Origin of the sequence: Mycobacterium sp. ACS4331, assembly GCF_001667265.1 — a bacterium.
Classification (GTDB): domain Bacteria; phylum Actinomycetota; class Actinomycetes; order Mycobacteriales; family Mycobacteriaceae; genus Mycobacterium.
In genome coordinates, this window is record NZ_LZHW01000028.1 from 44,824 (window position 1) to 71,274 (window position 26,451).

At 67.5% G+C, this 26,451-nt stretch carries 22 protein-coding genes; 9 read left to right on the plus strand and 13 right to left on the minus strand.

The window, feature by feature from the left end; all coding sequences use genetic code 11:
- The first annotated feature begins 51 nt into the window (after window positions 1-51).
- Window positions 52-1,059, plus strand: coding sequence for an esterase family protein (locus A5727_RS07425; protein WP_082949652.1), 1,008 nt, complete (start codon window positions 52-54; stop codon window positions 1,057-1,059).
- A gap of 116 nt (window positions 1,060-1,175) precedes the next feature.
- Here the strand turns inward: A5727_RS07425 and recD are convergent, their stop codons facing one another.
- The 3 genes from recD to recC are packed head-to-tail and all read right to left on the minus strand — an operon-like array spanning window position 1,176 to window position 9,540.
- Window positions 1,176-2,933 carry an exodeoxyribonuclease V subunit alpha gene (gene recD, locus A5727_RS07430; RefSeq protein ID WP_068246960.1) on the minus strand — a complete coding sequence of 586 codons (1,758 nt, stop codon included), beginning with the start codon at window positions 2,931-2,933 and terminating at the stop codon, window positions 1,176-1,178.
- On the minus strand, window positions 2,930-6,235 hold the full coding sequence (locus A5727_RS07435) for a UvrD-helicase domain-containing protein (protein WP_068246963.1): 3,306 nt from the start codon (window positions 6,233-6,235) through the stop codon (window positions 2,930-2,932). Before A5727_RS07435 ends, recD begins: the two co-directional genes overlap by 4 nt.
- A complete protein-coding gene (recC, locus tag A5727_RS07440) occupies window positions 6,232-9,540 on the minus strand; it encodes an exodeoxyribonuclease V subunit gamma (RefSeq protein ID WP_068246966.1) in 3,309 nt (1,102 codons plus the stop codon). Before recC ends, A5727_RS07435 begins: the two co-directional genes overlap by 4 nt.
- Before the next feature lie 93 nt (window positions 9,541-9,633).
- Between recC and A5727_RS07445 the strand changes: the two genes are divergently transcribed.
- Entirely contained in the window at window positions 9,634-10,785 is a 1,152-nt protein-coding gene (locus tag A5727_RS07445) for an amidohydrolase family protein (RefSeq protein ID WP_068246969.1), read from the plus strand.
- A 12-nt stretch (window positions 10,786-10,797) separates the two neighbouring features.
- On the opposite strand, the gene A5727_RS07450 is transcribed toward A5727_RS07445, so the two are convergent.
- Window positions 10,798-12,096 carry a cytochrome P450 gene (locus A5727_RS07450; RefSeq protein ID WP_068246972.1) on the minus strand — a complete coding sequence of 433 codons (1,299 nt, stop codon included), beginning with the start codon at window positions 12,094-12,096 and terminating at the stop codon, window positions 10,798-10,800.
- A 184-nt stretch (window positions 12,097-12,280) separates the two neighbouring features.
- Between A5727_RS07450 and A5727_RS07455 the strand changes: the two genes are divergently transcribed.
- Complete coding sequence (locus tag A5727_RS07455) at window positions 12,281-12,832, plus strand: hypothetical protein (protein WP_068246975.1); 552 nt, start codon at window positions 12,281-12,283, stop codon at window positions 12,830-12,832.
- On the opposite strand, the gene A5727_RS07460 is transcribed toward A5727_RS07455, so the two are convergent.
- The 7 genes from A5727_RS07460 to A5727_RS07490 all read right to left on the minus strand — a co-directional run bounded on the left by A5727_RS07460 (window position 12,829) and on the right by A5727_RS07490 (window position 19,736).
- Window positions 12,829-13,284, minus strand: coding sequence for an SRPBCC family protein (locus A5727_RS07460; protein WP_068246978.1), 456 nt, complete (start codon window positions 13,282-13,284; stop codon window positions 12,829-12,831). The two genes, A5727_RS07455 and A5727_RS07460, sit on opposite strands and share 4 nt — an antisense overlap.
- 16 nt (window positions 13,285-13,300) lie before the next feature.
- On the minus strand, window positions 13,301-14,590 hold the full coding sequence (locus A5727_RS07465) for a maltokinase N-terminal cap-like domain-containing protein (RefSeq protein WP_068247089.1): 1,290 nt from the start codon (window positions 14,588-14,590) through the stop codon (window positions 13,301-13,303).
- 117 nt (window positions 14,591-14,707) lie between these two features.
- Window positions 14,708-15,784 (minus strand): ABC transporter ATP-binding protein, encoded by a 1,077-nt coding sequence (locus tag A5727_RS07470; RefSeq protein WP_068246981.1) that lies wholly within the window; start codon window positions 15,782-15,784, stop codon window positions 14,708-14,710.
- Window positions 15,781-16,608, minus strand: a complete 828-nt coding sequence (locus A5727_RS07475) for an ABC transporter permease (protein WP_068246984.1) — start codon at window positions 16,606-16,608, stop codon at window positions 15,781-15,783. Before A5727_RS07475 ends, A5727_RS07470 begins: the two co-directional genes overlap by 4 nt.
- Window positions 16,605-17,477, minus strand: a complete 873-nt coding sequence (locus A5727_RS07480; protein ID WP_068246987.1) for an ABC transporter permease — start codon at window positions 17,475-17,477, stop codon at window positions 16,605-16,607. The genes A5727_RS07475 and A5727_RS07480 overlap by 4 nt, the downstream gene beginning before the upstream one ends.
- Window positions 17,470-18,588, minus strand: a complete 1,119-nt coding sequence (locus tag A5727_RS07485) for an ABC transporter substrate-binding protein (protein ID WP_068246990.1) — start codon at window positions 18,586-18,588, stop codon at window positions 17,470-17,472. Before A5727_RS07485 ends, A5727_RS07480 begins: the two co-directional genes overlap by 8 nt.
- Window positions 18,589-18,758: 170 nt before the next feature.
- Complete coding sequence (locus A5727_RS07490; protein WP_068246994.1) at window positions 18,759-19,736, minus strand: esterase family protein; 978 nt, start codon at window positions 19,734-19,736, stop codon at window positions 18,759-18,761.
- Between the two features lie 266 nt (window positions 19,737-20,002).
- On the opposite strand from A5727_RS07490, the gene A5727_RS07495 reads away from it, so the two are divergent.
- Genes A5727_RS07495 through A5727_RS07505 form a run of 3 tightly spaced genes read left to right on the plus strand, consistent with a single transcriptional unit; the run spans window position 20,003 to window position 23,065 of the window.
- Window positions 20,003-20,632, plus strand: a complete 630-nt coding sequence (locus tag A5727_RS07495; RefSeq protein ID WP_068246997.1) for a TetR/AcrR family transcriptional regulator — start codon at window positions 20,003-20,005, stop codon at window positions 20,630-20,632.
- A gap of 31 nt (window positions 20,633-20,663) precedes the next feature.
- Entirely contained in the window at window positions 20,664-22,247 is a 1,584-nt protein-coding gene (locus A5727_RS07500; RefSeq protein ID WP_068247092.1) for a phytoene desaturase family protein, read from the plus strand.
- Window positions 22,248-22,261: 14 nt separating this feature from the next.
- The gene (locus tag A5727_RS07505; RefSeq protein ID WP_068247000.1) at window positions 22,262-23,065 is read left to right on the plus strand and encodes a HugZ family pyridoxamine 5'-phosphate oxidase; all 804 of its coding nucleotides are present in this window, start codon (window positions 22,262-22,264) and stop codon (window positions 23,063-23,065) included.
- 109 nt (window positions 23,066-23,174) lie between these two features.
- On the opposite strand, the gene A5727_RS07510 is transcribed toward A5727_RS07505, so the two are convergent.
- Window positions 23,175-23,648, minus strand: coding sequence for a YybH family protein (locus A5727_RS07510; RefSeq protein ID WP_231991983.1), 474 nt, complete (start codon window positions 23,646-23,648; stop codon window positions 23,175-23,177).
- A gap of 25 nt (window positions 23,649-23,673) precedes the next feature.
- Window positions 23,674-24,597 carry a TIGR03564 family F420-dependent LLM class oxidoreductase gene (locus A5727_RS07515; RefSeq protein ID WP_068247003.1) on the minus strand — a complete coding sequence of 308 codons (924 nt, stop codon included), beginning with the start codon at window positions 24,595-24,597 and terminating at the stop codon, window positions 23,674-23,676.
- Between the two features lie 26 nt (window positions 24,598-24,623).
- On the opposite strand from A5727_RS07515, the gene A5727_RS07520 reads away from it, so the two are divergent.
- The 3 genes from A5727_RS07520 to A5727_RS07530 are packed head-to-tail and all read left to right on the plus strand — an operon-like array spanning window position 24,624 to window position 26,449.
- On the plus strand, window positions 24,624-25,046 hold the full coding sequence (locus A5727_RS07520) for a TIGR03668 family PPOX class F420-dependent oxidoreductase (protein ID WP_231991984.1): 423 nt from the start codon (window positions 24,624-24,626) through the stop codon (window positions 25,044-25,046).
- A gap of 36 nt (window positions 25,047-25,082) precedes the next feature.
- Window positions 25,083-25,979 carry a TIGR03620 family F420-dependent LLM class oxidoreductase gene (locus A5727_RS07525; protein ID WP_068247007.1) on the plus strand — a complete coding sequence of 299 codons (897 nt, stop codon included), beginning with the start codon at window positions 25,083-25,085 and terminating at the stop codon, window positions 25,977-25,979.
- Window positions 25,970-26,449 (plus strand): SRPBCC family protein, encoded by a 480-nt coding sequence (locus tag A5727_RS07530; protein ID WP_068247010.1) that lies wholly within the window; start codon window positions 25,970-25,972, stop codon window positions 26,447-26,449. Before A5727_RS07525 ends, A5727_RS07530 begins: the two co-directional genes overlap by 10 nt.
- Window positions 26,450-26,451: the final 2 nt, after the last annotated feature.

The following is a 26,451-nucleotide window of genomic DNA, read 5'->3' on the forward strand; positions in this document are numbered from 1 at the left end:
GCGTCACATCAGTAACACAGGCATGTAATTACACACGGAGGAGCGACAGTCGTGAAGTTCGTTGAGAAGATGCGCGGTACGGCAAAGGCATCCCTTCGCCGGCTGACGGTCGCCGCAGTTGCGGCTGCCGCGCTGCCCGGGTTGATTGGGGTGGCTGGGAGCGCGGCGCCCGCCGGGGCGTTCTCGCGTCCGGGACTGCCCGTGGAGTACCTCGATGTCCCCTCGCCGTCGATGGGCCGCAACATCCGGATCCAGTTCCAGGGCGGCGGACCGCACGCGGTCTACCTGCTCGACGGTCTGCGGGCCCAGGACGACTACAACGGTTGGGACATCAACACCCCGGCCTTCGAATGGCTGCACAACTCGGGCCTGTCCACCGTCATGCCGGTCGGCGGACAGTCGAGCTTCTACGCCGACTGGTACCAGCCTTCACAGGGCAACGGTCAGAACTACACCTACAAGTGGGAAACGTTCATGACCTCCGAACTCCCCGCCTGGCTGGAGGCCAACCGGGGCGTGTCGCGCACCGGTAACGCCGCGGTGGGTCTGTCGATGGCCGGCAGCGCATCGCTGACCTACGCGATCTGGCATCCCGACCAGTTCAAGTACGCCGCTTCGCTTTCCGGATTCCTGAACCCGTCCGAGGGCTGGTGGCCCACCCTGATCGGCCTGGCGATGAACGATGCGGGCGGCTTCAACGCCAACAGCATGTGGGGCCCGTCGTCCGACCCGGCGTGGAAGCGCAACGACCCCATGGTCAACATCAACCGACTGGTGGCCAACAACACCCGCATCTGGATCTACTGCGGCACCGGCACCCCGTCTGAGCTCGACACCGGAGCCAACGGCGCCAACCTGATGGCCGCTCAGTTCCTGGAGGGCTTCACGCTGCGGACCAACATCACCTTCCGCGACAACTACCTCGCGGCCGGTGGCACCAACGGCGTGTTCAACTTCCCGGCCAACGGCACCCACAGCTGGGGCTACTGGGGACAGCAGCTTCAGCAGATGATCCCCGACATGCAGCGGGTGCTCAACGGCACCCCCGGCGCAGTCTAGAGCGCGTCACCCAAGTGGCCCCCGCTACGGGGGGGGCCACTTTTTCATTGCGCCCAAACGAACGTATGGGCGCGAAAGTGCGAGATGTTGCCGCCATTTCGTCGATCTCGGCACACTCAGGAACTCAGGCGCTGCCGCAGCCCCGTCGCCCGGACCACGCGACGCGCCAGCGCTGCCCTCAGCTGCTGCTCGGTGCCCACGACCCGCACCTTCGATTTCGCGCGCGTGACCGCGGTGTAGAACAACTCCCGTGTGAGCAGACGCGAATCCTCCGGCGGCAGCAGCACCGTCACCTCGTCGGCCTGGCTGCCCTGGCTCTTGTGGATCGTCATCGCGTGCGCGGTCTCGACATCGGCGAGCCTGCTGGTCGCGAAGTCCACCACGCCACGCGCACCGGCGATCGCCGCGCGCAGTGCGCCACCTGCCAGCACCGCCACCCCGGTGTCACCGTTGTAGAGGCCCAGCCCGTAGTCGTTTGCCGTCACCAGCACGGGCCGGCCCAGATACCACTCACCCCACAGTGATTCACCGGTCTCCTCAGCCAACCACCGCTCGATCTGCCGGTTCCAGCGGCGCACGCCGAATGCACCCTCGCGGTGCGCACACAACAGTCGATGCGCTTGGAGGGCGTCCAGTGCCACCTCTGCCGACACCGCGGCGGCGTCGCGCACCGCCAGTGCGTGCGCCACCAGCACCTCCCGCAGGGCCTCGGTCGGGTCGGCGCTGTCGACGAACTCGACGTGGTCGCCACCGCCCGCCAGGATCTCCAGCACACGGTCGGCGTCACCCACGCGAATCGCGTTGGCCAACAGCCCGATCGCCTCCCCGAAGCGGTGTGAGGTCGACAGTTGGGCGATTCGGCGGTCCGCCCGAGCACCCAGGCCGTCCACCAGATCGGCCAGTACCGCCCCCGCCTCCACCGAGGCCAACTGGTCGGGATCGCCGACCAGGATCAGCCGCGTATCCGGCCGCAGCGCCTCGAGCAGCCGGGCCATCATCGTCAGCGACACCATCGAGGTCTCGTCGACGACCACCAGATCGTGCGGAAGCCGGTTGCCCCGGTGATGCCGGAAGCGGGTCGAACTGTCAGGCTTCGAGCCCAGCAGGCGGTGCAACGTGAGGGCCTGCAGACCCTGAAGCCGGGCACGGTCCGAGTCGCCGAGTCCGGATATCTCCGCGCGCACCGCCTCCTGCAGGCGGGCCGCGGCCTTGCCGGTCGGTGCTGCCAGCGCAATGCGCAGCGGCGGCCCGCCCGCGATGTCGGCCTGTTCCGCCGCCAATGCCAGCAGACCCGCCACCGTCGTCGTCTTCCCCGTGCCGGGGCCCCCGGTGAGCACCGTGATCCACTGCGACAGCGCAATGCGGGCGGCGTCGCGATGTTCGTCGGAGTTCGGACGATGGAACACCCGGCTCAAGCCCGCCGCCAGCGCGGCCTCGTCGATGACCGGCGGCGCGGGTCGAGGTGCCAGCAGGTCACCGCAGACCTGCTGCTCCTCCCGCCAGTACCTGTCCAGGTACAGAAGCCGGTCCTCCTCGAGGTGCAGAACGGAGTGCTGGGTCAGCAGTGGGCTGCCGCGCAGTTCGGTCAACCACAGCTGCGGGTCGGGCCACGGCACCTCGCCCTGTTCGGTGTCATCGAGATCCCCTGCCACAGTGAGGATGTCGACGCAGACCGAGCCCGAACGCAACGCTCGCACGGCGAGCGCGACCCCCAACGCCACGAGTTCGCTGCCCTCACCGCCCTGGACCGTCAGCCGGGTCGCCACATGCACGTCGGCGACCTCGAGCACCCCCGCCTCGTTGAAGACCCTCAGCAGACCCCCGGCGTTGACCGCGCGGCGCCAGTCGAAGACGTCCTCGACAGTGTCAGTCACGGCACCACCCCGTCGAGCAGATCCGACAGTGCACTCACCAGTCGCGCCGGGGGACGCCAACTGAAGACGCCCGCCGGATGTCCGTCGATCACCGGCGTCGCCGCCCCGCACATACCCCGCAGGAACAGGTACATGACGCCACCGAGATGCTGCTCCGGCTGGTACCCGGGAAGCCGCCACCTCAGGTACCGGTGCAGCACCACGCTGTACAGCAGCGCCTGCAGCACATAGTCCGAATGCAACATCGCGGCGGCAAGCTGCCCGGGTCCATAGTCGGCCGCGACGGGGCGGTCGTTGTCGCCCAGTCTGTTGGTTTTGTAGTCGACCACCACGAACCTGCTTCCCACCACGGGGTCTGGGATCCGCAGGACCACATCGATGGAACCGGACAGGTAGCCCCGCAGCGGTGCCGTTCCCAACGCCGGCGCCCGCAGTTGGCCGGAGTACCCGGCGAGGGGGTCGTCGGCAGGCAGCAGATCATCCAGCAGGTCCGCCACGTGGGCCAACGTCACGGGTCCGCCCTGCGACTCCAGATCGCCTCCGGTCAAGGGCATTTCGAAGTCCAGCTCCCGCAACCTGTCGGGCAGCCCGATGTCGCGCAGGGTCAGCCCGTCGGCCAGCGGGCCCAGCGGGGTGTCGTGCACGGGAATCAGCGCGGCAGCGATCCCGGCGATCGGTGCGTCCACCGGCCACCACGCGTAGTGCCGCTCCAACTGGGTGGTGAGTTCGGCCTCGAGGTCGGCGGCCGCCGGATCGGCGGTCTCCAGGACGGCGTGCACGAGCGATCCGAAGGTGGCACCCCCTGGCAGATCCGCCATCGGCGACGATGGGCCCTCGGCGGACATCGCCACCTCGGTGCCCTCCAGTGCCGCCTCGTCTGTCTCGTCATCCTTGCCCACGGTTTCGGGTTCACTGCCCACGCCGACGGACACGTCCTGCGCCGCCCGCACCAGCGCCGAGTAGGACGTACGCCGCCACGTGGTGTCGACAGCGCGGTCAAAGGTCCTGATCGCCAGGCCCTGCGGCGGCGGCGACGGCGGCACCTTCGACACGCGGGTGATGACCGAATCCTCGACCGTGGGCCCGCCCACGGCCTGCCAGTCCAGGAAGCAGCGGCGCGCATCGTCGTCGCTGATGGTGCCCACACAACGATCCGGAACCGCCGACTCCCCGGGGCGTCGGCCCCGGAGCAGGCGGGACAGTCCCCCGTTGGGCTCGTCGTATGCGGGCGCCCACCAGGCGACGACCTGAGACTGAGCGCGGGTGATCGCGACATAGGTCAGCCGCAGCGCCTCGCCAGCCGCTTCGGCGGCGCCCCGCGCCGCAGCGTCCGCGAAGTCGGGACTTGCACTGCCTCCGATGTGCAGGCACCGCATCCCCGCGTCGTCATGGAACAGCACCCGTTCGCCGGACTTGGCATTGCGTTTGAACATGAACGGCAGATAGACCACCGGGTACTCGAGACCCTTACTGCCCCAATACGTCATGACCTGCACGGCCGACGCCTCGCTGTCGAGTCGCCGCGTGCGCTCCATGCCGTTGCTGTTTCGGTGTCCGCGCAGCAGCGCGGCCAGGGCGGGCAGGGACAGCCCGTCACGGTGTGCGGCCTCCTGCAGGAGATCGGCCAGATGCGCCAGGTCAGTCATGCGCCGGGCCCCGTCCGCGGCGGCCAGCACGCGCTGCCCCATTCCCGCGAGGTTCGCGGACTCGAACACCGCGGCCACCCCGAACCGGCGCACGCGATCCGACCAGTCCCGCAGGGTCTCGGCGATCTGATCGGTCAGGGCGTCCCCGCCTTCGGCCAGACTGCCCCCGGTGTGGCCGAAGAAGCTGGTCAGGGCCGCGGCACGAACCAGTGTCGGACGGTGGGTCTGCTCCATCGCCTCGATCAGGCACAACCAGTCCGCCGCCGCCTCGGAGCTGAACACGTCGGCATCGCCTGAATACACCGACGAGATGCCGACCTCAGCCAGCGCCCTGCGGCACGGCGCGGCGTCCCAGCGGTTCTCGACGATCACCGCGACATCACCTGCGGTGATCGGTTCACCGTCGAAAGTTGCTCCGCTGGAAAGGAGTTCGGCGATGTCGGCGGCCAGGTCCCGTGCGATGTGCTGGCGCAGGTCCCCGATCGTGATGATCTGATCGTCGCGACGGCCGAACCGATCGCGGCCCACGACCCGCAGCCGGAACGGGGCGTTGTGCGGAGCACCGGCCAGACGATGCTTCCCATGGTGCGCGGCGACCTCGCCGACGACGATGTCGGCGTCCCCGAGTTCGGCGCCGCGGAGCACAGCCTGGACGGCGTCGACGAGTGGACGGTCGCTGCGCCAATTGGTCGCCAGGGTCCGCCGATCGCCCGCGGCGTGCGCCGCGGCGAGATAGGTGACGATGTCGCCCCCGCGGAAGGCGTAGATGGCCTGCTTGGGATCCCCGATCAGCACCAGGGTCGCGGCCCCGACGAACGCCCGCTCGATCACCTGCCACTGAATCGGGTCGGTGTCCTGGAACTCGTCCACGAGCACGATGCGCCAGCGCCTGCGCATACGCGCTCGGGCTGGGGCGTCGTCGTCCCGGAGCGCATCCGCGAGTCGGCTCAGCAGGTCGTCGTACCCCTGGATGCGCAGCCGGCGTTTGCGCGGTTCGAGTTCGGTGAGCACTCGACGGACGAAGTCCAACCTGGCCGCGGCGTCGGTACCCGCAGACGCCTCGACGGGGCGGATCTGCGCGCCCGGGTTCTCGACGACGTCGCGGGCGAGTTCGAGCGCCTCCTCCCGGGACATCGGCGGTGTCACCTTCTGCTGTCCGAAATGCGCGAGGTAGACGTCGTCGACGATCTCACGGACGAGATCGTCGAGGCTTTCCACCAACTGCACGTCCGGGTCGCCGTCACCGGCGACTCCGAGAGACTTGAGCACGATCTGGCAGAACTGATGGGTGGTGGCGATGGTCGCGGAGTCGAAGTTCGCCAGCGCATACCGCAGGCGGCGGGCGCGGATGGCACGCTCCTCGGGCGCCGCGTCGAGCAGGTGTGTGATCAGGGCGTTCGACGATCCCGGTGCAGGAGGGGTGTCGAAGGCCTCGACCGCCTCCACGAGTTGGGCGCGGACACGTTCGCGCAGTTCCCGGGTGGCGGCGCGACTGAAGGTGATGAGCAGCATCTCATCGAGCGTCGCGTCCTGCTCGGCGAGATAGCGGGTGACCAGCGCTGCCAAGGCGAAGGTCTTTCCGGTTCCCGCGCTTGCCTCGAGCACCGTGGTGGAATTCGGCTCTGGCAGCGGGCCCAACAGGTCGAAAGGTTTCACGAGCCCGCCTCGCGCTCGGCCGCCAGCATCGGATCCCAGACCCGGTCGGCCAGTGCCCCGAGGCGCGTGCCCTCCCCGCGCGTCTCCTCACCGGCAGCGGGCGGGCCGAGCAGAACCTCCAATGGGGCGGACTCACCCCAGGCTCGCCTGTGCGCCGGTGCGGCGTCCTCGCCGGGATACTTACCGGACTTCCATGCGTACGAGGCTGCACGGACGGGATCGGATCGAGTCCGGCGGGCCTCGGTCCACGCATAGGATGTCTTGAGCGGCAAAGGAAGCGGCTCGCATCGGCCGGTGTCGTACAGCGCCACCAGATCACTGAGCAGGTCTGCGGCTGGTCGGGCGGGGCGGCCGAAGGTGCGCACGCTGACGGCATTTCCGCGCCGCCGCCCGATGCACACCGCGGCCCAGTCCTGGGCGGGCTCGGCCGCGGTGAGCACCAGCAGCCGAATCCAGGCCTGCAGAAGGTGTTTGGGCGCAAGGGTCGAGTAGGTGACCGAGACGTAGCGCCCGGAGTGCACGGGATTCACCGTGCCGGTGAGCCGATGCCCCGAGGGCAGTTCCAGGTCCACGTCGACGGCCTCCGCCGACCCGATCCGGTATGCGAGTGCCGTATCAGCCAAGCGCTTCGCCATCTCCTGGGTCCGCTGCGCCGTACGCCAGCCCAACTGTCCAGGCGGCAGCTGACCGCGACGCCATTCCGCATGCAGCGCCCACTCGGCGTCGTGCCCGCGCAGGAGGTCGTCGAGCATCCGGTCGCCGACGGCCCACGTCTGCAGCTGGTCGATCTCCACCGGGATCGCATCTTCGATGACGTCGGCGTCGTAGGGCAGCGCCACCTCGAAACTGCGGAAGAATCCCTTCACGGGATCATTGAAGAATGCCAGAAGCTCCTGCAGCCCAACATCTCCGGGCTCGATGCTGGGCAGAGGCGCGTCGAGGAAGCTGCGGGTCTCGGTCTGCCGGGCACTGCTCGCCTCGTCCACGGTGACCAGTGCCGTCGGGTCGAACGTGAACGGTGTGGGCTCCCCCAGCGCGCCCGGTGTGACATTCCTGCGGTCGAACGGTTGCAGCGGATGCGCGACCAACACGTGCTCGCGCACCGGCACACCGGTGGTGCGGTCCAGGGCGTCGAGGACCTCGGCGAGCGGAACACACGGGGGCCGCGACTGGCCGGTGTACTCATCGGCTCCGGTGTAGGTGATGACCAGTTTCTCGCCTGCCGCGCCGATCGCGTCGAGCAGCAGTTGACGGTCCTCGGACCGGATGTCGCGTTCTCCCACGAGTGGTTCGCGCGCCAGCACGTCGTCACCGTCGGTCGCCCCGACTCGGGGGAACACCCCGTCGTCGAGTCCCACCAGGCACACCACGCGGTGCGGCACGGACCGCATGGGCACCATCGTGCAGACCGTCAGACTCCCGCTGCGAAAGTTCGCACGCGTCGGGCGGCCGGCCAGTCGACGTGTCAGCAGCGAGCGGACATCGTTGAGCCGCAGCGGATTCGCGGCGTGATCAGCGGCGTCGGCGACGACGTCAGCGAACTCGGTGTGCAACTGAGCGGACTGCCACCCGTCGTCGGCGCCGACCTTCGTCAGCCGCTCGACGCCCTCGCGAAGCAGGTTCATCCATTCGGCCAGTGTCTTGATGCCCGACAGCGAGTCCACGGTCCACTGCAGGCGGTCGACGAACTCGGCGAACCTGCCGGCGAGTTCGACGCGGTTGCTCCCCACGTCGTCGAGCGGAAGCGTGATTCCCAGCCAGTCCTGCGAATCGTCAGACATCGCGACCCCGCACAGCACCCGGTCCAGGCCGAACTGCCACGTGTTGTGCACGAACGCGCCCACCCCGAACGGTGCGCGGTGGGCCTGGTCGAAGCCCCAGCGCACCCCGGACTGCCGGACCCAGGTTCCCAGGGTGTCCACATCGTCATCGGTGAATCCGAACCGGGCCCGCACCGGTGGCGCCTCAGCGAGGTTGAGCACCTCACTGGCAGTCGCGCGGCCGCCGACGAGGTCGAGCAGGGCCGCCGTGACCGCCAGCAGCGGGTTGGTCTGCACCGGTGAGCGGTCAGCCAACCGGACACGCAGGCGGTGCGCGGGATGGCCGGCGCCCGAGTTCTCCTCACCGAGGCCGAACCCGGCGATGATCAGCGGCGCGTAGGTGTCGATGTCCGGGCACATCACCAGGATGTCGCGCGGTTCCAATGTCGGGTCGTCCGCCAGGGCACCCAGCAGCACATCCCGCAGGACGTCGATCTGGCGAGCGGGGCCGTGACAGCTGTGCACCCGGACCGATCTGTCGTCGAGCGAGAACCTGCGCGCATCGGGGCGCACGGCATTGTCCGCCACATCCGACTGCAGCCAGCCCAGAAGAGTGTCGGGCCGGGTGACCCGGCCCAGGTCTCCGTGATCCACCGCAACCGCGGGCAGCGACTGCGCAAGCTCGCGGACGTCACGGCCGAGGGTCACCAACAGCGGGTGGTCACCCTCGGATCCGCGCGCAGCGGCACGGCGCAACCTGGTCACCGGCTGCCTCCTGCCGTTCTCCCATAACGACGGGCTGGGATGCGGCAGCCACAGGTGCACATCGTGATGTGTGGACAGCGCCTCCAACAGGTCGAGATCGGTTGCGGCGAGCCGGGTCTGGCCGAACAGCGAAATTCGGGGCGGCAGCGGCGCCGGAGCCGAGCGCAGGGACGCAACGGTGGCGGCATGCCGAGCGTGCGGCGGCGCGATCTGCATACGTCCCACCAGTTGTCGCCACAGTTGCGGCTGCCAGCGCAGGTCGGAATCCAGCGCTCCGCCCATACCGTCGCTGTCCGTGCCGTCCAGCCAGTCGGTGAGCAGCTGGGGGCGCTGACTGGCGTAGGACGCGAACAGGCCCGCGATTCTGCGCGCCACCGCATATCGACGGCCCAGCCGCAGTTCGGCGTCCTCACCGTCACGGTGGAATCCGAGGTGTTGTGCCAGCGCCTGGCACCATGGCGCCTCGGCGCAGCCGTCGATCGTGTCCAGCAGCGGCCACACCATGCGGTCGGGCGACCAGGGGTCGTCGTCACCGGTTCCCGTCAGTTCCGCGATCAGCGACCGCGGCGATCGGAACGACACCCCGGCGCACACGCCGTCGGATCCGCTGCCGCAGCCCAACCGGTGCGACAGTCGCTGCGAGAGCCACCGTTCGACACCCCGCGCCGGCACGAGCACCAGTTCTTGGGCGAACGGATCCGGCTGCGGGACCGCCAGCAGGTCGGCGAGTCCGTCAGCGAGCAGGTCCGTGCGTGTGGCGCGGTGAAGGTGAAGGCCCATCGCAGCTCAATCTAGGGCCTGCCCCCGACGAGTGGTTCGAACCCTTGTCTCCGGCGTCGACCGCGGGGCAGACTCGGGTCAGGAGGCCAAGCCATGATCCAGCAGTCAGCCCAGATCAGCGCACGGCGACCCGCCGAAGAACACGTCGCGGTTCGATGCGTCGACTCCGATGTGCATCCGGTGCCGCGAAGCGGGGAGTTGGCGCAGTACCTCCCGGAGCCCTGGCGCAGCAACTATTTCCTGACACACCGGTATGGCGACCTCATCTACTACGACGCTCCTGACTACGCGCACGCGTTCGCGATGCGCACCGACACGTTTCCGGCCGACGGCGAGTTCGCCGGCAGTGATCCCGATCTGGCGTTCCGCCAGTTGATCATGGAGGCCGGGTCCGACATCGCGATCCTGGAGCCCGGCGCCTACCCGTGCCGAATCCCCGCGGCCGACCACGCGATGAGCCAGGCGCTCAACGACTGGCAGGCGAACCACTGGCTGGATTCACACAACAACTGGCACCAGCGCTGGCGCGGGTCCATCTGCGTCTCGATCGAGACACCCGAACTCGCGGCCGCCGAAATCGAGAAATGGGCCGGCCACCCCTACATGGCCCAAGTCCTGATCAAAGCCGAACGCAGACCATCCTGGGGCGACCCGATGTACGACCCGGTCTGGGCCGCGGCCACCAAACACGACATCACCGTGTCCTGCCACCTGTCCCGCAGCCATTTCGAGGAACTGCCGATTCCGCCGGTCGGGTTCCCCAGCTACAACCACGATTTCATGGTCACCTACTCGCTGTTGGCGGCCAACCAGGTGATGAGCCTGATCTTCGACGGCGTCTTCGACCGCTTTCCCACCCTGCGCATCGTCCTGGTCGAACACGCCTTCACCTGGATCCTGCCGCTGATGTGGCGCATGGACGCCATCTACGAAGCCCGCAAGCAGTGGATGGACATCAAGCGCAAGCCCAGCGACTACGTCAAGGACCACATCAAATTCACCACCCAGCCGCTGGACTACCCCGAGGACAAGACCGAACTCTCCCGGGCCCTCGAGTGGATGGAGTGCGAGAAGATCCTGCTCTACAGCAGCGACTACCCGCACTGGACCTTCGACGACCCGCGCTGGCTGGTCAAACACCTGCCCGAACACGCCCGCGAGGCCATCATGTTCGGCAACGGCATCGCCACCTACCACCTGCCCGACACCGTCCCCGCCCTCGAGGGACAGGTCCGGGTGTTCTGAAAGCCCTGTCCCTCAGGGCGTCCAGGCGACCGGCAGTCTCTTGATGCCGTGCACGAAGGCCGAGCGGAGGATCGAGGGTTCCTCGGTGGCGACGATGTCGGGGAGATGCATACGCAGCTCGTCGAACAGCACCCGCACCTCGCGACGCGCCAGATTTGCCCCCAGGCAGAAGTGCGCCCCACCCGCGCCGAAACCTATCTGCGGGTTGGGGTTTCGTGTCACGTCAAAGGTCCACGGGTCAGCGAACACCGATTCGTCGCGGTTGGCCGAGTTGTACCACATCGAGACCTTGTCACCGGCCTTCATCTGCACGCCACCCATTTCGTAGTCCGCGGTGAGGTTGCGGCGCATGAAGATGATCGGCGACGCCCACCGGACGATCTCCTCGACAGCGGTGCCCGCGTACGCGTCGAAGTCGTTGAACCACTTGGCCCGTTCGTCGGGATAGCGGGTCAGGGCGACCATCCCGTGACTCATCGCGTTGCGGGTGGTCTCGTTCCCGGCCGCCAACAGCAGGATGAAGAAGGACTCGATCTCGGAGGTCGTCAGGCGCTCACCGTCGACCTCGGCGTTCACCAGGTTCGTCATCAGATCCTCGGTCGGGCGCGTCCGTCGCGACTCGGCCAGTCTCACCGCGTACTGGCCGAGTTCGAACACCACCTTCACGATGTCGTCGAAGTCGCCCGACGCCTCCTCGTCACCCGTGCCCATCAGGACCGTGGTCCAGTGGAACACATCGGGTTCGTCCTCCTCGGGAATGCCCATCATGTCGCAGATGATCTGCAGCGGCAGCGGACCAGACAGCGCCTCGACGAAGTCGGCACGCCCGTCAGGATGCTGAGCCCGCATGTCGGCGACCAGGCGGCGCGCGCGATCCCGCACACTCTGCTCGATCCGGGCCAGCACCTTCGGCGTGAAGGCACGGTTGACGATCGAACGCAGCCTCAGATGCCGAGGATCGTCGAGCGTGATCATCGACCCGAGGTACTCGGCGATTTCGGGGGCGACGTCGTTGAGCGACGTGCTGGTCGGACTGGAACTGAACAGTTCGGGGTTCCGGCTCGCGAAGTGCACGTGCTCATGCTTCGTCAGTGCCCAGTGCCCGGCCCCGGTGGGGAAGCCGGGCATCTCGACGACGTCGAAGAACGTGATCGGGGCCTCCCGACGCAGCGTCGCGAACGCGCCGTCGCGCCGGTCGGCATCCCATCCCCAGAACTCCAGGGAGCCGAGGTCGATGTCGGCGAGTGGCACGGCGGGTGGGGGCGTCCCGTTGCGGCGAGGCGAGATGGCCGAATCGAGGATGGCGGTCATGGGGTCCCCCCTTTTTGGGTACGTCAGACTTGAGTGTGACATCTGTCACGTTCGCGGCCAAGTGGCCTCGCCACCGGCCGCGAGCTGAGGATTCCGCGTGTCGTTGGCCCGGATCGGCCACTCTTCGGTGTATACGCGAGTGAAAGGCGAGACAAGTGGGGCGTTGTCTGCCACCCTCTGAGGGATGAATCCGACGCCGCGCTCCCGCTGGGCCCTGTCCGCCGTCGTGCTGTGCGCGATCGCGGCGGTGATGGCCTCGGTTGCCACGGTGGTGGCACTCAACGACGCGAGGCAGGCCTTCGAGACCGAGCACACGCGGCCCCTTGCGGTCGGGGACTGCGTGGTGGTGGACGCCGGTCCCCCGGATCAGGTGCAGGCCCGCCGATCGTCATGTGGTGAGGACCCCAGCTACACAGTCGGCGCCCTGGCGACGTCCACCGGCGAATGCCCCAGCGCGGAATACCAGCACTTCCCAGGACCCGCGGCGGACCGCGCCACGGCCAGCCTGTGTCTGGTGCCCAACCTCGTCGCCGACCACTGCTACCGCCTCGGGATGCCGATAGGGGTGGTTGAGAAGGCCAACTGCGCGGAGAGAAGTGCCGGCAGTGGCGTGCTGGTGCAGGTCAAGCAACGCCTCGACGTCCGGGACCGAGGTGCCTGCCCGTCGTCGGCCGGCCAGTACGCCTGGCCGTACCCGTCGCCGGCCCGGACGTACTGCACCGCGACGGTGTTCTAACCCGCCTCCACCACGGCTTTGATGCGGTTGAGGGTCTTGGTCATATCGCGACGGTTCCGGCGCGTGCGCAGCTGTCCGCCGAACAGTCCGAACAGCGTGCTGAACAGCGACTCGTTCATGCGGAACGATTCGGTGACGTCGGTGCCGTCGCCTGCGGGAACCAACTGGTAGCGCCAGTTGTTGACGGGGCGGTCACCGAGGAGCACTTCAAAACCGAAGTCCCGCCCCGGTTCACAGGACGTCACACGACAGGTCGTCCAGTAGACCGGACCGATCTCGTTGCGCCGCACATGCCCCCGGAACTTCGCCCCGAGCGCCGGTCCGGTGGCGCCGTCGAGCCATTCGGCTTCGAACGTCTCGGGCGAGAACTTACCGGTGTTGCGCACGTCGGCGATCAGTTCCCAGATCTTGTCGGCGGGTGCGTCCATGTGCACCGTCACAGATGCCTGCATTGAATGGCCCTCTCGTTCAGTCCACCAGGGAGGAGATCGATCGCAGCGGAATGGGCAGCCAGTCTGGACGATAGCGCGCTTCATAGGCCGCTTCATAGACTGCCTTGTCCAATTCATACGCGATCAGCACCCGCTCGGAGTCCCTCGGATCCGCGCCCGCGACCTCGGCGTAGCCGTCGCAGAATGCTGCGCGATTGGCGGCGCTGAACGCCACCGCCGCGTCCTGATGCTGCCCGTCGGTCCCGACGAGCGGCTGAAACGCCGCGTACTCGTAGGACCTCAGCATCCCGGACACGTCCCGCAGCGGGGAGTCGGGCCTGCGTCGCTCGGCGAGCGGCGCTCCGGGCTCGCCCTCGAAGTCGATCACCAACCAGTCTCGCGGCGTGCGCAACACCTGCCCCAGGTGCAGGTCCCCGTGCACGCGTTGCACGGTGATGGGCTCTGCGGCAAGCGATCTGAATCTCTGCTCGATCTTCCCGGCAAGCGGTTCAAGCTCCGGAACCTGACTGCTTGCGGCACCGAGCCGGGCCAGCGCGACGTCAACCGGGTAGTGCCCTCGGGCGGTGCCCAACTCCGCTGCCAACGCCGCGTGCACCGACGCGACGGCACGGCCGAGCTGTCGCGACTGCTCGGTGAAGTCGCCGCCCGGTTGTCCGCTGTAGTGACTGCGGGCCGCCGCCGTCGCCAGCGCCCAACCCTCGGACGCCCCTTCGGCGAACGCCGTCACCATGCCCAGCGGGCAGGGCCTGTCGTCCCACGTGGTGTCGAACGACGCCAGCAGGCGGGCCACGTTGTGATTGCCCGCCCGGCCGAGCACTCGGTTGAGTTCGATGTCGGGGTTGACACCGGTGTGCACGCGACGGAACACCTTCAGGATCGCCTCGGTGCCGAACACCACACTGGTGTTGCTCTGCTCAGCACTGGACACGCGGGGCGTGACACCGTCGCCGGGCAGCCTCACATTGGGTTCGGCGGTGAACACCACCCGGCCACGCACCGCCGATGCCGCGCACAGCTGCATCAGCAGCGAGGCCGATTCCGGATCGTGCAGCGCGTCGTGACCGATGCGCCCGCCAGCGGCGCCGATGACGGCAGGGCCGGGAACTCCGTCGATCACCTCGTCCGCCCACCGCACGACGACCTGATAACGCTCCGGCGCTCCCTGCGCATACGTGACGTCGACGAGGATGAGATCCAGATCCTCGGCCAGCGCGGTGATCTCAACGGCTTTCGCTGCCGTCAACCTCCGGTTGCGCCCGGCGTACCAACGTTGATGGGGTAACCAGTCAGCGAACAGCAGGTCCATCGGAATCACGTCATCCATCGGTCTGGGCTTACCCACGCATGCGGGCCCTCAATCGTAGGGCGTCCCGTCGCCCGTCGCGCGCGCCCCAGTCCGGCTCGGCGCCGCCGAACGCGAAGATCAGGGAGCTGATCTCCGGGCTCGGCGAGTGGGGCCGGCGACGACGAGCACAGGTGCCGGATCGATCCGCAGGCGCACCCTCATCCCGGTGGCGAGCCGTCTCGCCCGCACTCCCGAGGTTTGGGCGATCAGCCGGACACCGCCGCGCAGTTGAAGTTTCACGCGCGAGATGGGTCCGAGGAAGGCGATCTCGACCACCATCGCATCCCCCTCCGGATCCGGGGTCACGTCAATGGCTTCGGGGCGCACAAGCGCGGTTCCCGGGCCCGACACCGACCCGGGCAGGGCGGGAACGACGGCGCCGAGGACCTTCACCGCGCCGTTGGCCGCGCGTGCTGGGATGCGATTGCTCAAGCCGACGAAGTCGGCGACGAACGGTGTCGCGGGGGCCGCGTACAGGTCGACCGGAGCGGCGATCTGCTCGAGCCTGCCCCGGTTCATCACGCCGACACGGTCCGCGATCGCCAGGGCCTCCTCCTGGTCGTGCGTCACGAACAGGGTCGTCGTCCCCACCTCCGACTGCACCCGCCGGATCTCGTCGCGAAGTTGTACGCGCACCTTGGCGTCCAGGGCGGACAACGGCTCGTCCAGCAGGAGCACCTGCGGCTCGATGGCCAGGGCACGCGCCAACGCCACCCGCTGCTGCTGGCCGCCCGACAGCTCGCTGGCGTACTTGTCCCGGTGCGCGGACAATCCGACCAGGTCGAGCATTTCGGCCGCGCGCGCGTCTCGCTTGGCCTTGGCCGCACCCCGCACCTTCAACCCGAACGCGACGTTGTCGAGGACGGTCAGATGCGGGAACAGGCTGTAGGCCTGGAACACCATGCCCATGTCACGTCGGTTGGGCGGCGTGGCGGTGACGTCCTGGCCCCCGACCGCGACGCGCCCGGACGTCGGTTCATCAAGGCCGGCCAGAATCCGCAGTGCCGTGGTCTTACCGCATCCCGACGGTCCCAACAGCGCAACCAACTCGCCCGGTTCCAGCCGCAGCGTGAGGCCGTCGAGAGCCTTCACGGTGCCGAACACCCGGCTCAGGTTCACCAGGTCGACGGCGACTCCGGCGCGGCGCGGGCTCATCGCGGCACTCCCATGGGCAGGTCGGCGTCCTCCTGGGCGTCAACGTCGCGGCCGCGTCGCAACCACTTGGTGAGCAGCGACAGGGCCAGGAGCAGAACGAAGCCGAACAGCAGCACCGCCAGTGAGGCCGCCACCGAGGTGGGTCCGTCGCTCTTGCTGATGGCCACGATCTGCACCTGCAGGGTCTGGAAGCCCGACAGCGACGCGATGGTGTACTCGCCGAGCACGACCGCGATGGAGATGAAGGCCGCCGAAACCACACCGGAGAGGATATTCGGCACCACGACGCGCAGGACCGTGGTGGGCCACCCCGCCCCCAGTGAGCGGGCGGCCTCCGACAGTGTCTGCAGGTCGATCGACGACAGTGCGGCATCCAGTGCGCGGTACGCGAAGGGCAGCACCACGATGACGTAGATGAAGGTCAAGGTCAGCGCGGACTCGCCGAGCAGGTAGTTCACCCACAGGTACACGTTGCGCAGCCCCACCACGATCACCAGTGCGGGAATGGTCAACGGCAGCAGGCACAGGAAGTCGATCAGCCCTTTGGCCCACGGCGCGCGCAACCGCACCCAGATCATCGTCGGCAGAAGGATCAGCAGCATGACCACCACGGTCAGCACCGACAAGAGCAGCGAGACGACGATCGCCGAGTACAACGCATCGTCGGCAACCAGGTTCGTCCACGCTGTGAGCGTGCGGCCCTCACCACGCAGATTCCGCGTGGAGAAGTCAGCCATCGCGTAGAGCGGAAAGAAGAAGAACAGGGCGAATGCCGCCACCAGCACGGCTCGAAACACCGTGAAGCCCTGGATCTTCGGCTTCATTGCAGCCACCTCGCGGTCCGCCGCGTCAGCACGTGATAGCCGGTCATGACCAGCGCGACGACGACGATCATCTGCAGCGCGAGCGCGTAGGCGAAGCCCTCCTGCCCCAGGACGACCTCGCTGGTGAGCGCCGACCTGATCAACAGCGGCACGATCGGGCTGCCCTGGCTGACCAGGGCAGCCGCGGTGGCGTACGCCGCAAAGGCGTTGGCGAACAGCAGCAGCATCGACCCGAAGAACGCCGGCGCCAACAGCGGGAAACCAACTTCCCGCCAGTACTGCCACGGGCTGGCGCCCAGGCTGACGGCCGCCTCGCGCCACTGTGCGCGAAGGCCTTCGAGCGCGGGCAGAAAGACGATGACCATGAGTGGGATCTGAAAGTAGGTGTACACCAGGATCAGACCGGGCAGGCTGTACAGCCATCCGTCACCGGCCAGGTCCAATCCCAGGTGCTCGGCGGCCCACACCGTCAGGACGCCGTTGAGACCGATCGTGGCCAGGAACGCGAAGGCCAGAGCGACGCCACCGAATTGAGCCAGCACGCTGGACAGCGCCAGGACCACCCGCCGCAGAGTCGACTCGGCGGGTCTGCCCACGAACAGTCCGGCCAACGCGGCGCCGAAGACGGCCCCGATCACGGCGGTGGCGGCGGACAGAACGATGCTGCGCCACAGCGCCGTCAGTGCCGTCGCCGAGAAGAGCGCACCGACACGATCGAACGTGAAGGCGCCGTCGAGGTAGAACGCGTGGATGATCACCGTCACGGTGGGGATGATCAGGAAGATCCCGACGAACACCAGAAACGGCAGCAGCACCAACGCGTCCCGCAGTCGTCGCGCGACCCTCGGGGCGTCGACGACGTCAGCCAATTGCCTTGGCCCAGTTCTCCGCCAGGTACTTCGCCGCGATGTCGGTCTGCTCCTTGGTCGGCACCGTGACCGGACCGTCGATGGCGGGCAACCGGTCGAACACCTTGGGGTCGAACGTGGTGGCGTGGATCATCGCGTCCGCGCGCACTGGCCGAACTCCGCTGGCCGCGAACAGATTCTGCCCCTCGTCGCTGAAGAGGAACTCCTGCCACAGCCGCGCGGCCGCGGGATGGGGAGCGTCGGCGTTGATCGCCTGGTGGTAGTAACCCGCCACCGCGGCGTCGTTGGGCACGAAGATGCGCCAGGTCGGCTTCTTCTCGCTGACGGCACCGTTGAGGTAGTTCCAGTCGATGACGACCGGGGTCTGTCCGGATTCGATGGTCGCCGGCGTCGGGTCGACCGGCAGGAAGTTACCGATCTGCTTGAGCTTGCTGAAGAACTCGACACCGGGGGCGATGTCGTCCGCGGATCCCCCCTGTGACAGAGCCACCATCAGGACGCCGGAGAATGCCGCACCGGCCTGGGTGGGATCGCCGTTGAGGGTGACCTTGCCTTTGAACGCCGGATCGAGGAGGTCGTCGATCGCGGTGATCTCGGGAAGCACCGCCGAGTCGTACCCGATCGACATGTATCCGCCGTAGTCGTTGACCCACCGGCCGTCGGGGTCCTTCATTCCGGCGGGGATCTGGTCGAAATGCGTCACCTTGTAGGGCGCGAACATCGACGTGTTGGCCAACGCGACCGCCTGGCCCAGATCGAAGACGTCAGGAGCGGTGCTCTTGCCCTTCTGCTGAGTCGCCGCGTTGATCTCCTCCTGCGACGAAGCCTCCGGCTGGGTCGAATTCACCTTGATGCCGTACTTGTCGCTGAACGCCTTGATGATGGCGCCGTAGTTGGCCCAATCCGGCGGGAGGGCGATGACATTGAGCTCACCCTCGGCCTGGGCCGCCTCGATCAGCTTCTCCATACCGCCGAAGTCCGCCGCCGAGGTCGCCTCCGATGCGCCACCGTCGTCGGCCCTGCGCTCAGGGGGCGCACAGGAGGCCAGCCCCAGCGTCAGCACAGAGGCCGCCGTCGCGGCGAATGCGCCGAGGTGCCGAGATGTCGTCATGACCCAAACCTTCCGAGGAGCACGAGACCGGGTGGTGTCGCGGGGTTGTCCACTGCTTGAACTGAAACCGACATGTTCCCTACAAAGGCTCCGCAGCACAAGACAACGGGGCCCAGACACGAAATCCCCCAACTGTGCGTTGGGGGATTTCGCGTCTGGTCTGCCGTCGATCAGAGCAGGTGTGCCTGCAGATCGGGCTTCATGGCCTGCAGCTCCCGGCCCCAGTACGCCCAGTTGTGCGTGCCGTTCTCCGGGAAGTTGAACACACCGTTGGTGCCGCCCGCGGCGATGTAGTTGTCGCGGAAGGTGATGTTGGTGCGGATCGTCAGGCCCTCGAGGAAGGTGGCGGGAAGATCGCCGCCGCCCAGCTCGTTGGGCGTGCCGTTACCGCAGTAGATCCAGATGCGGGTGTTGTTGGCGACCAGGCGGTCGATGTTGACCATCGGGTCATTGCGCTTCCAGGCGCTGTTGGGGTCTTCGGTCTTGCCCCACATGTCGTCGGCCTTGAAGCCGCCGGCGTCACCCATCGAGATGTTGATGAGGAACGGCCACCAGCCCTCGGACGGGTTCAGGAAGCCCGACATCGAACCGGCGTAGGTGAACTGGTTCGGATGCCAGATGGCCAAGGTCAGCGAGGCCGAGCCGGCCATCGACAGGCCCACGGCCGCGTTGTTGGTGGAACGCACGTTGCGGTTCGCCGACAGCCACTGCGGCAGCTCCGACGTCAGGAAGGTCTCCCACTTGTAGGTCTGCGTGGGTCCCTTGTTGCGGGCCGGTGCGTACCAGTCGGAGTAGAAGCTGGACTGACCGCCGACCGGCATCACGATCGACAGGCCGGAGTCCAGGTACCACTCGAAGGCCTGCGTGTTGATGTCCCAGCCGTTGTAGTCGTCCTGCGCCCGCAGGCCGTCCAGCAGGTACACGGCCGGCGAGTTCTCGCCGCCGCTCTGGAACTGAATCCGGATGTTTCGGCCCATCGAGGGCGACGGCACGTCGAGGTATTCGACGGGCAGTCCCGGACGGGAGAAAGCGCCCGCGGTCGCCGACTGTCCGGCGATACCGATCAAGCCGGGCAGCGCGGCCGTCGCGACGGCGGCGACACCAATCCGGCGGGCCCATTTCCCACGCAGGTTCTCAACGAATTTCATACTGATATCCAGCCAATCTGTGTGTACGACGCAGTTGTCGCCGTCGTGTGGTTCCCGCCGCACCGCAAAGCGGTGGACGACCGATTCATCGCGGTCAACGACCATTTCATTACGTCTGCGCACTGATGCATAAGTTCCCCTCGCCCGGTGACCCTACAGGGCGACTCCTCGATTCGATAGTCGAAAGTGCCCAGTTCGAAGCGCGTCGCCGCGCGTTCGAGGCCACCGGCCGTGACATTCACAGGCCGGGCGGTTAGCGTGGCCGGATGCCCCGACCTGCGCAAACAGCCCGAAGCGAACGCACGCGGGAGGCGTTGCGGCAGGCCGCACTGGTGCGGTTCATGGCCCAGGGTGTCGAAGAGACGTCCGCCGAGCAGATCGCGGCCGACGCCGGAGTTTCGCTGCGGACGTTCTATCGGCATTTCGACTCGAAACACGATCTGCATTTCGTCGGCTACGACGCCGGACTGCAATGGTTCCGCACCGCACTGCTGGCACGACCCGCCGACGAGCCGGTGATGGATTCGGTACAGGCCGCCATTCACGCATTTCCGTTCGACGACGAGGCGGTCAGAAAGATCGCGGAACTGCGCACTGCCGAAGTGGACCCCAATCGCATCGTTCGTCACATTCGGCAGGTGGAGGCCGAATTCGCGGAGGTCGTCGAGGCCCGCCTGACTCGCACCCACGCTGCGACGTTCGAGCAGGTGGCAGACGCCAAGCTGCACATCACCGTGGCCGCGCGCTGCATCGCCGCCGCGGTCTTCGGCGCGATGGAGGTGTGGATGCTGCAGAGCGGCCCCGGCGCCCCATCCCTCGACGAATTGTCCCGGATGTGCCAGACCGCCGTGACATCTCTGGAAACCGGCATCCTGGCGCCCCTTGTTTTGTCATAATTGACAAAACCTGCGCGTGGAGGGGTGGACCGTGTCCGAACAGCACTCGGATTTCGACGCGATCGTCATCGGCGCGGGACACAACGGCCTGACCGCGGCCACGCTGCTCGCGCAGTCCGGCCGCCGCACCGTCTGCCTGGACGCCAAGCTGTACGCCGGCGGCATGGCCTCCACGGTCGAACTCTTCGACGGCTATCAGTTCGAGATCGCCGGCTCTCTGCAGTTCCCCACGTCGTTGGCGGTGAGCCGCGAGTTGGGCCTGGACACCCTGCCCACAGTCGATCTTGACGTGATGTCCGTGTCGCTGCGCGGCGTCGGCGACGATCCCGTCATCTACTACACGGACCCGGTCAAGCTCCTCACCCACCTCAACGACGTGCACGGTGCGGACGCCGTCAACGGCATGGCCGGCCTGATGGCCTGGAGCCTGGCACCCACGCGCGCACTCGGACGCTTCGATGCGGGTCAGGCACCCAAGACCTTCGACGAGATGTTCGCCTGTGCGGGCAACGCCCACGAGCGCTCGGCGATCAACGACCTGCTGTTCGCCTCGGTCACCGACGTGCTGGATCGGCACTTCCCGGACAAGGAGAAGCACGGCGCGCTGCGTGGAATGTTGGCGTTCCTCGCGGTCAACACCACCTATCGCGGCCCCGCCGTCCCGGCCACCGCGGCCGCCCTGGCGTATGGCCTGGCGGTGCCCGACGAGAACGCGGCGCTGATGAAGAAGTTGCGCGGCGGCATCGGGGCGCTCACCATGCATCTGCGGCAACTCTTCGAGGACGCGGGCGGGCAGTTGCGGCTGCGCAATCGGGTCGACGAGATCCTGGTGCGCGAGGGCCGGATCACCGGTGTCCGGACCGAGCACGGCGAGGTCCTGTCCGCGCCGGTGGTGATCTCGAGCCTGGCTCCGGACCTGACGGTGAACACCCTGGTGGACTCCGGGGCCGTCGCACCGGAGGTGCGGGAGCGCTTCACCCGCATCGACCACCGCGGCAGCTATCTGCAGATGCATTTCGCGCTCGAGGAGATCCCCCGGTTCGCAGAACCCTACGAGCTCCTCAACGATCCCGAAATGCAGTCCGCCATAGGCCTGTTCAGCACCCCGGAGGAACTGCAGCAGCAGTGGGAGGACAGCAGGCGCGGGATCGTGCCCGCCGATCCCGCGATCGCACTGCAGATTCCGTCGGTGCACGACCCCGACCTGGCACCCGCGGGCCGGCACGCGGCCTCGGCGTTCTCGCTGTGGTTCCCCATCGAGGAACACGACGCCAGCTACGGACAGTTGAAGGCCGAGATGGGACAGCGGGTGATCGACAAGATCAGCCGTATCGCGCCCAACTTCGAGAAGTCGATCATCCGGCACACCACATTCACTCCAAAGCACATGGGCACGATGTTCGGCGCCCCCGGCGGCGACTACTGCCACGGCCTTCTGCATTCCGATCAGATCGGGCCGAACCGGCCCGGACCCACCGGATTCCTCGATCAACCGCTCGGGGTGGCGGGCCTCTACCTCGGCGGCGCCGGGTGCCACGGCGGGCCAGGCATCACCTTCATCCCCGGGTACAACGCCGGCCGGGCCGCCGTCGAGGCGGACCAGCCGTCGGGGTGACGTATCGTGCGGCCATGGCCACTCGCGACCACGGCGACCCCGGCGACGCGCCGTCCGTTCCGCCACCGCTGACCCCCATCGCCAACGCGACGCGCCCGTCGGCGGCCGAGGAGGCCCGCACCATCGTCGCCTCCACCAACACCGGGACGCTCGCGAGCCTCACCGGCTCGGGTGACCCGTGGGCGTCCTTCATCACCTACGGCCTGCTGGACGGTGCGCCAGTGCTGTGCGTGTCGAATATGGCCGAGCACGGTCGCAACCTCGCGGGTGACCCGCGCGCGAGCATCGCGATCGTGGCCGCCGCCACCGAATCAGACCCGCTGGCCAACGCGCGGGTGACACTGGCCGGTGTCGTCGAGAGACCCACCGGCGCAGAACGGGACGCGGCACGCGACGCCCACATCGCCGCCGTCCCCGCCGCCAAGTACTACGTCGACTACAGCGATTTCGCCCTCTGGGTGCTGCGGGTGCAGCGCGTGCGGTGGGTCGGCGGCTACGGTCGAATGGATTCGGCTGCCGGAGAGGATTATTCGCTGGCCGAACCGGACCCTGTCGCACCATACGCCGGTGGTGCCATCGCGCACCTGAACGCCGACCACGCCGATTCCCTGGCGCTCATCGCGCGGGTCCTGGGCGGCTACCCTGACACCGACACCGCGGTCTGCACGGGTGCCGACCGCTACGGTCTGGATCTCAAGGTCACCACTGCGCGCGGAGTGGCCTACACCAGGATCGGCTATCCGGGTCCGTTGCACGCTCCCGACGAAATGCGATCGGCAACAGTGGATCTGGTGAAGCTGGCCCGCGCGGCGAGTTAGTTTCGAACCTTTGGGGATGGTTTGCGACACCGGCTGGCGATCACCCTCGTCAGCTGCCTCGACCCGAACCACTTGGGCTCGGTGGCGCGCTGCGACACGCCGCGAACCGCTACAGCGGGAACGCATGTGAGATGTGGATCTTCCAGCTGCCGTCGGGTTGGCGTCGGAACACATCCACACCGTCTTCGCGGGTGGTCTCCAGAACCCTGCCCGAAGCATCGGCCACCGTGAGCGTCCAGATCAATCGGACGGTCGCCAGATCACCGTCGACAAGGATCTCCCTGATGTCCGGCTCGTCGTAGACGTAATGCCGTTCAGTGTCACCGAGCACTGCTCGCATCTGCTCACAGAATGCCCGGTGATCGCGATCGGCGCTGTCAGGGAAGGCCAGGACGACGCTGTCTGCGAACATGCCGCACACCGCGGGCAGGTTGCGGTCATTGAAATCGTGTGGCCATTGCCGCAGCGTGCGCTCGATGGCCTGGCGGTCACTCTCCGGATCGTGCGCGGACGTGGCGTGCTCGCACCCCGCCAGCAGTGCAACGGCCACCACGACCGCAGAACCGGTCATCCCCTTGAACACCTGTCGAGGCTAGCGGCAGCACTCCTCAGCCGCCCCAACGCCGCAGCAGTGCCCGCGTCCTGGCCCTGCCTTCCGGATCCGGGTCGAACGTGGCGGCGACGAACTCGTCGACTCCGGCGTCCCGCAGCGCATCGAGACGCGCACCGACCTCCTCCTCGGCGCCGATGAGCGCGGCGTCCTCCGGACCGGCATACCCCTCGCGGTCCAACATCGCGCGGTACGAGGGCAGGTGCCCGTACATCGCGAACTGTTCAGCGGCCACCGCACGTGCCCTGTCGGGGTCATCGGTCACGCTGATCGGCAACGAGGCGACCACGCTGACGTCGGATTCGCGACCGGCTTCGGCGGCCGCCGCACGCAGGGTCGGTCCGACATGCTCGGCAAGTGTGCGCGGTCCGGTCATCCAGGTCATCGTGCCTGCCAGGCGACGTCCCGCGACCTTGAGCATCTGCGGTCCCAGCGCCGCCAGATAGACGTCGGGTGGTGTGGCATCCGGGATGACCAGCGACCCGCGGGTTGTGACCGTCTCACCCACCGCGTCCGCACCGTCCCCCGCCAGCAGTGGCAGCAGACCGTCGAGGTACTCACTGATCCGCCGAATCGGCTTGTCCCAGGGAATACCCCACATGTCCTCGGTGACCACCCGGTGCGTCATGCCCAGGCCGAGGATGAACCGCCCACCCGCGATCAGGTTGAGGGTCAGGGCCCGCTGCGCCATCAGCATGGGGTGCTGGTTCTGGATCGGCAACACGCCGGTGCCGATCTCGATCCCGTCGACCTCGCGAAACGCCACCGCAAGAACCGTCAGCAGGTCCCGCTCGTACGGCATCTGCGAGCACCACATGCGACTGAATCCCTCTGCGCGCAGTTGTGCGGCCTGCTCGACGAAGGCGTCGACAATCGTCTGCCCCTTGGCACGGGTCGGATAATCCAAGATGCTGATCCGCATCGGCCCACGGTACCTACCCTGGTCTGGTGCCCGAGGCGATCTCCGACGACGCCCTTCGCCGGTTTTCCGGCGCCAGGATCGCGCGCCTGGCGACCGTGACCGAAGACGGTTCGCCCCATATGGTTCCCGTGGTGTTCGCGATCGACGGCGATGTCGTCTACACCGCGGTCGACGGCAAGCCGAAGTCGACCAACCGCCTGCGTCGACTGGCGAACATCGAGCGCAACACCGCCGTGAGTGTGCTGGTCGACCACTATGAGGAGGACTGGTCGACGCTCTGGTGGGTGCGTGCCGACGGGACCGCTGTGATTCACAGCGCCGATGCTGTCGCCGACCATGCCCGCGTCCTGCTCCGGGCGAAATATCCCCAGTACCGCACGGTCTCAGTCGACGGTCCGGTCATTGCGGTCACGGTGCGGCACTGGTCATCGTGGTCAGCCAGCCAATGACGTGACATTTTATCGTCGATCTGTAAAGCTTTCTCGGTGACTTCATCGCTGCCGCGCGGCCTGGGACTGTGGGCTGGGTTCCTCGATCGCCTCCCCGCCGCCGACGCAGCGGCGGGCGCACGCGAACTCGAGGCCGCCGGTGTCACCACGATCTGGTTGCAGGAGTACAGCGGGGTCGACCCGTTCATCCGCGCGGCGTTCTACCTGGGTGCCACCTCACGGCTGACGGTCGCCCTCGGCGTCGCCACCATCCATGCCCGCGACCCCGAGGCCATGGTCGCCGCGGCCAGCACGCTGCACGAGGCGTTCCCCGGACGGTTCGTGCTCGGTCTGGGCGTGAGTCACCGACATCTCACCGAATCTCGCGGCCACAGTTACCGTGCACCGCTGGAGACCATGCGGGCCTACCTGGCCGACATGTCGGCGGTGGCGAGACGGCGCGTGTTGCCGCCGATCTTCCTCGGCGCCCTCGGTCCGCGAATGACCGAACTCGGCGCGGAGTTGACGAGAGGCGTGCACAGCTATTTCTCCCCCGTCGAGCACACCGCCGCCACGCGCGCCGCCGTGGGCGAAGGCCCCTGGCTCGCACCAACGCAACTGGTCTGCATCGGTGCGGCCGAGTCTGAGTGGCGCGAACGGGCCCGTGAGTACTTCGGGCTGTGCCTTGGGATGCCGAACTACCGGAAGAACCTTCGCCGCTTCGGGTTCTCCGACGACGACCTGAACTCGGTCGCCGACAGGCTCCTCGACGCTCTCGCGGTTCCCGACGAACCGCTCGCCCTGCGTGATCGGATCGCGGAGCACCGCGCGGCGGGCGCTGATCACCTTGTCCTGCAGTTCATTCCCCCGCCGCAGGCCGATGTCGTGCTGCGCCGGGCCCGCGACCTCAACGTCTTCGACCCCAACCAGGAAGGAACTCTTCAGTGGGCGTAGTCACCACCACGTCGTCGACCACATTCCCGTACCCGCCCGAAGTGGTGTACGACTTCGTCACCAACCCGGCGAACTGGACCAAGACCTATCCGGGCAGCAACTATGTCGGCAACCTCGACGACCTCCCGCTCAAGGTTGGCGACACCTGGGAGGAGGCCGGCGCGGACGGTGACCAGATCTACACCTGGCACTTGGCGATGGCGACGCGTCCGAAACTCTGGATGTTCACCTCCGTCGGACGGTTGGGCCACGACCGGGACGGCAACGGAGGTGTGGATGGTCGTATCACGGTGCAGTACCACTTCACCCAACCCGGACCGGACACACTGTTCACCAGGACCATGACGATCGAGGCTTACCGGGACACGCCCCTGCCGGATCGGCTTTTCCGCGTGGTGAATCCGGCTTACATCGATCGCTATCACGACGCGATCCTCCGGGAACTCGCGGCGGTACCGTCGGCCGGCTGAGG